Here is a 5,168-nt window from a genome sequence, read left to right on the forward strand (position 1 = left end):
GCATGATGAGATCGGTCGGCGTGATAGATCAGCGTGACGACGACGGGCATCGAAGCGGTCACCAGCGCAACCCGCAGGTACTGCACGACCGCGACCACTCGATCGTCACCACCCAACTCCCGGGCGATGGCGACCAGGCCGGAGGCCCCGCCGGCCACCAATGCCAGCGAGCCGGTGAGAGGGGTGACGGTCCGGTGCAATCCGAGCAGCGCACCCGCAACGATGCTGAGTACCAGCGTGGCGACGGCGACGGCGAGCACGATCACCCAGTGCGGCCCGAGCGCGCTCACCGCGTCACGGTCGACCATCGTGCCGATGTAGACGCCGAGCACACCCTGCGCAGCTATGCCGACCGGACGGAACACGCGCGGCGGTGCGACGCCCGGCAAGGCCAGCGCGATACCGACGACCAGCGCCGCGAACAACGCGGCTGACGGAACGCCGACCATGGTCAGCGGGACGGTGACGGCGATGGTGATGGCGACCAGCAACGTCCATCTGGCTACCGGCTTGAGTCGCTCTTTCATCACTATGACAAGTATGCCCTTAACAAAATGCGCATGCAACACGATGTTTTAGTCATGACGGCGAAGAATTACCAAGGTATAACTTGGTTATGACCGACGTGCGTGCCGGATCGCCGGCCACCGAGCTGCGAGAGTCGATGATGGCGGTGACCAGGCAGATGCGCAGGCACCGCGTAGACCACGGGTTGACGCTCAGTCAGATGGAGGTGCTCGGCGAGGTGAGCAGGTCGCCGCGCACGCGAGCAGCAAGCGGCGGCGGGGTCAGCACGCCCGCCGAGTTGGCCGCTCGACTGCACGTACGTGTGCAATCCCTCACCGACAGCATCAACGAACTGGTCAGCCGCGGTCTGGTGCTGCGCCGCCCCGACGACGACGACCGACGCCGCCAGCTGATCGAGATCACGAGGGCGGGTATCGAGTTGCTAGACGACGACCGCGCCGAGCGAGACGCCTGGCTGAACGCAACCATGCGCGAGAACCTGACCGACCTCGAATTCGACTTGTTGATGCTGGTGGCGCCGGTGCTGCGCAAGCTGGCTTACGCCGAGGGCAAAGTGGGCACACTGGCCGTATGACGAGCGCTGGCGCGAGGAGGCGACCCTGATGACGAGCGCTGGCGCGAGGAAGCAACGCCGATGACGGAGCCGTCGCTCGGTTCGACCGTACGTGAGTGGATCGAGCACGACCCCGACCCGGAAACCGTCGCCGAGCTGAAAGCGTGCAGCGATGACGAGCTCGAGGAACGGTTTGCCCGTCCCCTGACATTCGGCACGGCCGGATTGCGGGGCCCGTTGCGGGGCGGGCCGGACGGAATGAACCTCGCGGTCGTCCTGCGAACCACGTGGGCGGTCGCACAGGTGCTCAAGGAGAGAGACCACGCCGGATCACGTGTGGTGGTCGGCGGTGACGCCCGGCACGGCTCCGAGACCTTCGCCCTCGCGGCAGCCGAAGTTCTTGCGGCCCAGGGTTTCATGGTGACGTTGTTGTTCGCCGCCGTCCCGACTCCCGTGGTGGCGTTCGGCGCCCGCCATCTCGGCGCGAGCGCGGGTATTCAGATCACGGCGTCGCACAATCCGTCGTCGGACAACGGCTACAAGGTCTACTTCGAGGGCGGCTTCCAGATTGTTTCGCCCACCGATCGAGAGATCGAGGCGATGATCCGCACGGCGCCGCACGCCGACCAGATTCCTCGGGCGGCGGTCCAGACGTCGGGGATGGACCTGATTCAGCGCTATGTGGATCGCACATCGCATGTCCGGCGCACCCACGGATCGGCACGGCTTGTGTTCACCGCGATGCACGGTGTCGGCGGTGAGTACGCCCTCGATGCATTCGTGCGGGCCGGCTTCTCCGACGTGCAGGTGGTCGAAAGCCAGTTTGCGCCGGACCCGGACTTTCCCACCGTGCCGTTTCCCAATCCGGAGGAACCGGGCGCCACCGACGAACTGTTGAAGCTGGCCGCCGACACCGAGGCCGAAGTCGCCATCGCCTTGGATCCCGACGCCGACCGCTGTGCCGTCGGAGTTCCGACGCCGGACGGGTGGCGCATGCTCACCGGCGACGAAACCGGTTGGCTGCTCGGCGATTACATCCTCTCCCAGATCGACCCCGGCGACGTGAGCGAACACACGGTGGTGGCGAGCTCGGTGGTGTCGTCGCGGATGCTGTCCCGTATCGCGGCCGCGCACGGCGCCCGCCACGCCGAAACTCTCACCGGCTTCAAGTGGTTGTCGCGCGCAGACGGGGATCTACCGGGCTGCACGCTGGTCTTCGCATACGAGGAGGCGATCGGCTACTGCGTCGATCCGTCCGCGGTTCGCGACAAGGACGGCATCAGTACAGCGGTGTTGTTCTGCGACTTGGTGGTCGCGCTGCGGGAGCAGGGCCGCACAGTGCTCGACGCCCTCGACGACCTTGCCCGGATGCACGGCGTGCACGCCACGACCGCCGTCTCGCGGCCGGTGGCAGGCGCAGACGAGGCCGCGGAGGTGATGACCCGATTGCGGTCCAAGCCACCAACGAAGCTGTGCGGGTTCGATGTCACGATGACGGATCTGGCCGCGGTGCGGCCCTATGAGCGGCGAACCGACGCCGTCATCCTCGAGGGCGGAGACGGCGGCATCGCAGTGCGGGTCGCGGCCCGGCCATCGGGTACCGAGCCGAAAGTGAAGTCCTACATCGAGGTTCGGCGGGAATGTGTTGACGGAGACGTGACCGCCGCCCGTGCGCAGGCCCGCCTTCTCGCCGAGGAATTGGCCGAGCTGGCAGGCAGGTTCTAGCGCGGACCGAACTGCCGGTCGCCCGCGTCCCCCAGTCCCGGGACGATATAGGCGATGTCGTTGAGACAGTCGTCGATCGTCGCGGTGAACAATCTGAGGTCCGGTGCCACCTTGTCGATCGCCGCAATGCCTTCCGGAGCGACGACGACGCAGATCGCCGTGATGTCAACGGCGTTGCGCGCCTGCAGGAGCCCGATGGTGTGCGCCATCGAGCCTCCGGTCGCCAGCATCGGGTCGAGTACGAACACCGGCGTGGTCCTCAGATCGTCGGGCAGTGATTCGAGATACGGCCTCGGCTGGTGGGTTTCCTCGTCGCGAGCGACTCCGACGAAGCCGACGTGCGCCTCCGGAATCAGGGCATGCGCCTGGTCGACCATGCCCAGGCCGGCGCGCAGCACGGGCACCAGCAGCGGCGGATTCGCCAACCGCGCTCCGGTGGTGTCGGCGAGCGGGGTGCGCACCGGAACGCTCTCGGTGGCCGCGTCGCGGGTGGCCTCGTACACGAGCATCAGCGTCAGGTCGCGCAGTGCATCCCGAAACGCCGCGTTGTTCGTGCGCTCGTCGCGCAGAGTGGTCAGCCGCGCTGCGGCCAGCGGGTGGTCGACGACGCGCACGTCCATGGGCCGACCCTAACGTCAAGGGAACCGACCGGCGCGGATGATCGTCGTATCCCCATGCTCGTCGACACAAATGCCATTCGCGCACTCGGCGCGGACTGCTCAACCCAGGCCGACCACCTGTCCGCCGCCGCCAGCGCGTTGACGTCGCTGCCGGGTCCCGACGCCGCGGCCGCTTTCGGTCCCGTCGGCACGCGCTTCTTGACGACGCTCGCCGACGCCGCCGTGGCGGAAGCGCGGGCGATCACGGCGCTCAGCGACAATCTCGCGTCGGCCCACTCGATCTCGGGGGTGCTGGCAGACACCTACGCCGAAACCGACCGCCGCGGCAGCCGCCTGCTCTAGCGATGCCGAGCGGACTGATCGCGGCGCTGGGGGCGCCCATCCACGAGGTGGCGGCGCAGGTCGGACCGGGGTGGTCGAACGAGGGGGATCCGACCACCTCGCTCGCCGAGGTGCGCGATCGGTTGGCCGACGTCGCCGCCGCGGCACGCAACGGTTGGAGCCGAACCGCCGACGGGTGGACGGGCGCAGGCGCCGACGGGGCGGCCGACTTCGTGTCCGCCACGGCAGACGCAGCCGACAGATTGGCGCTGCGGATCGACGAAATGCGGGCAGGCGCTGCCGGTGCCGCGGATGCCGTGGCATGGGCCCGCTCGCGGCTGCGGGACATCATCAACCGGTTCGAGGAACGCGCGACCGCCATGGAGGCGCGGCTCGACGAACCGGGAACGGTGGAGGAACTGCGGGACGAGGCCCGACGGGCGCTGGAAGAGGCCATCGCCGTCGTCGACCAGTTGCGCTCAGAACTCGACGGGCACGCCGCAAGCGTCGCGGCACCGACGAACCCGGCAGGTGCATCGGAGGGTGCCCCGGCCGCCCCGGCGGGTTTCACCGCGCCAGCCGGCTTCGGTGGAAGTCCTTCGGCGATGCCGCCGAGCGGGGCCGCCATGTCAGGGCCGACGTTCGGCGGCGCCGCCCCGACCGACGCGGAACTGGCCGCGCTTCCGTTACCGGATCCAGAACAGTTCGGCGACGGTATAGCCGTCAGCCTGCCCGACGGAAGTACGGTGACGGCACCCAACGCGACGGCAGCCAACGCGGTGCGGTACGCGCTGACACAGCTCGGCGTTCCCTACGTCTGGGGTGGCACGACGCCCGGCGTCGGGCTCGACTGCAGCGGGCTGACGCAATGGGCGTACCACCAGGCCGGACTGGATCTTCCGCGGCTTGCACAGGAGCAGGACCTCGGTGCAGCGGTGAATAAGAACTCATTGCGGCCAGGCGATTTGGCGGTGTGGGACGGACACGTCGCGATGGTGGTCGGCGACGGTCAGATGATCGAAGCGGGTGATCCCGTTCAGCTGTCACCGATCCGAACTACCAACGCAGGACAGGGTTTTCAGGGCTTCTGGCGGCCGACCGGATGAATCGCCAACGCCATGGCATCGCCTCAGCCCACTTCATATGTCCCTCAAAGCCCGGGATTTCGCCATCGCACGGTAGCGCTGGGCAAAGTCGCGGTAGGTCGCCTCGTCGCCGCGTGCACGCGCGACCAGCGCCCGAAGATGCAGCGCACCGACCCGAACCAAGGCTTGAACGACTACATCGTCGATCTGAGCTGTCGGCATCTGTCAGGTGTGGCGGGCTGCTTCTTGGACGAGTTGCACACGTGAGGTCAGCCCGAGTTTGGTGTAGACGTGTGTGAGGTGGGTTTGCACGGTGCGCGGTGAGACGAAAAGCCT

General features: G+C 67.7%; 8 protein-coding genes. 4 read left to right on the forward strand and 4 right to left on the reverse strand.

The window, feature by feature from the left end; all coding sequences use genetic code 11:
- On the reverse strand, nucleotides 1-527 hold a 527-nt coding region (locus QOC76_RS30620), incomplete at its 3' end, for an AbrB family transcriptional regulator (RefSeq protein WP_526363679.1).
- Between the two features lie 89 nt (nucleotides 528-616).
- On the opposite strand from QOC76_RS30620, the gene QOC76_RS30625 reads away from it, so the two are divergent.
- Together QOC76_RS30625 and QOC76_RS30630 are read left to right on the forward strand one after the other, a co-directional pair.
- The gene (locus QOC76_RS30625) at nucleotides 617-1,102 is read left to right on the forward strand and encodes a MarR family winged helix-turn-helix transcriptional regulator (protein WP_526363682.1); all 486 of its coding nucleotides are present in this window, start codon (nucleotides 617-619) and stop codon (nucleotides 1,100-1,102) included.
- A 60-nt stretch (nucleotides 1,103-1,162) separates the two neighbouring features.
- Nucleotides 1,163-2,806, forward strand: coding sequence for a phospho-sugar mutase (locus tag QOC76_RS30630; RefSeq protein ID WP_526363684.1), 1,644 nt, complete (start codon nucleotides 1,163-1,165; stop codon nucleotides 2,804-2,806).
- Here QOC76_RS30630 and upp read toward each other — a convergent pair.
- Nucleotides 2,803-3,426: a uracil phosphoribosyltransferase gene (upp, locus tag QOC76_RS30635; protein ID WP_526363686.1), complete on the reverse strand. Its 624-nt coding sequence runs from the start codon at nucleotides 3,424-3,426 to the stop codon at nucleotides 2,803-2,805. The two genes, QOC76_RS30630 and upp, sit on opposite strands and share 4 nt — an antisense overlap.
- A 54-nt stretch (nucleotides 3,427-3,480) precedes the next feature.
- On the opposite strand from upp, the gene QOC76_RS30640 reads away from it, so the two are divergent.
- Together QOC76_RS30640 and QOC76_RS30645 are read left to right on the forward strand one after the other, a co-directional pair.
- A complete protein-coding gene (locus QOC76_RS30640; protein ID WP_526363688.1) occupies nucleotides 3,481-3,768 on the forward strand; it encodes a hypothetical protein in 288 nt (95 codons plus the stop codon).
- 2 nt (nucleotides 3,769-3,770) lie between these two features.
- The gene (locus QOC76_RS30645) at nucleotides 3,771-4,853 is read left to right on the forward strand and encodes a C40 family peptidase (RefSeq protein ID WP_526363690.1); all 1,083 of its coding nucleotides are present in this window, start codon (nucleotides 3,771-3,773) and stop codon (nucleotides 4,851-4,853) included.
- Between the two features lie 33 nt (nucleotides 4,854-4,886).
- Here the strand turns inward: QOC76_RS30645 and QOC76_RS30650 are convergent, their stop codons facing one another.
- Complete coding sequence (locus QOC76_RS30650) at nucleotides 4,887-5,054, reverse strand: hypothetical protein (RefSeq protein WP_526363692.1); 168 nt, start codon at nucleotides 5,052-5,054, stop codon at nucleotides 4,887-4,889.
- Between the two features lie 3 nt (nucleotides 5,055-5,057).
- Nucleotides 5,058-5,168, reverse strand: a 111-nt coding sequence (locus QOC76_RS30655) for a response regulator transcription factor (protein WP_526363694.1), incomplete at its 5' end; no start/stop codon positions are given.

Origin of the sequence: Mycobacterium sp. (assembly GCF_032159565.1) — a bacterium.
Lineage (GTDB): Bacteria > Actinomycetota > Actinomycetes > Mycobacteriales > Mycobacteriaceae > Mycobacterium.

Excerpts from the sequence above, each read along its gene's own strand:
- QOC76_RS30625 (WP_526363682.1), top strand. The coding sequence starts at position 617 with ATGACCGACGTGCGTGCCGGATCGCCGGCCACCGAGCTGCGAGAGTCG.
- QOC76_RS30630 (WP_526363684.1), top strand. The coding sequence starts at position 1,163 with ATGACGGAGCCGTCGCTCGGTTCGACCGTACGTGAGTGGATCGAGCAC.
- upp (WP_526363686.1), bottom strand. The coding sequence starts at position 3,426 with ATGGACGTGCGCGTCGTCGACCACCCGCTGGCCGCAGCGCGGCTGACC.
- QOC76_RS30640 (WP_526363688.1), top strand. The coding sequence starts at position 3,481 with ATGCTCGTCGACACAAATGCCATTCGCGCACTCGGCGCGGACTGCTCA.
- QOC76_RS30645 (WP_526363690.1), top strand. The coding sequence starts at position 3,771 with ATGCCGAGCGGACTGATCGCGGCGCTGGGGGCGCCCATCCACGAGGTG.
- QOC76_RS30650 (WP_526363692.1), bottom strand. The coding sequence starts at position 5,054 with ATGCCGACAGCTCAGATCGACGATGTAGTCGTTCAAGCCTTGGTTCGG.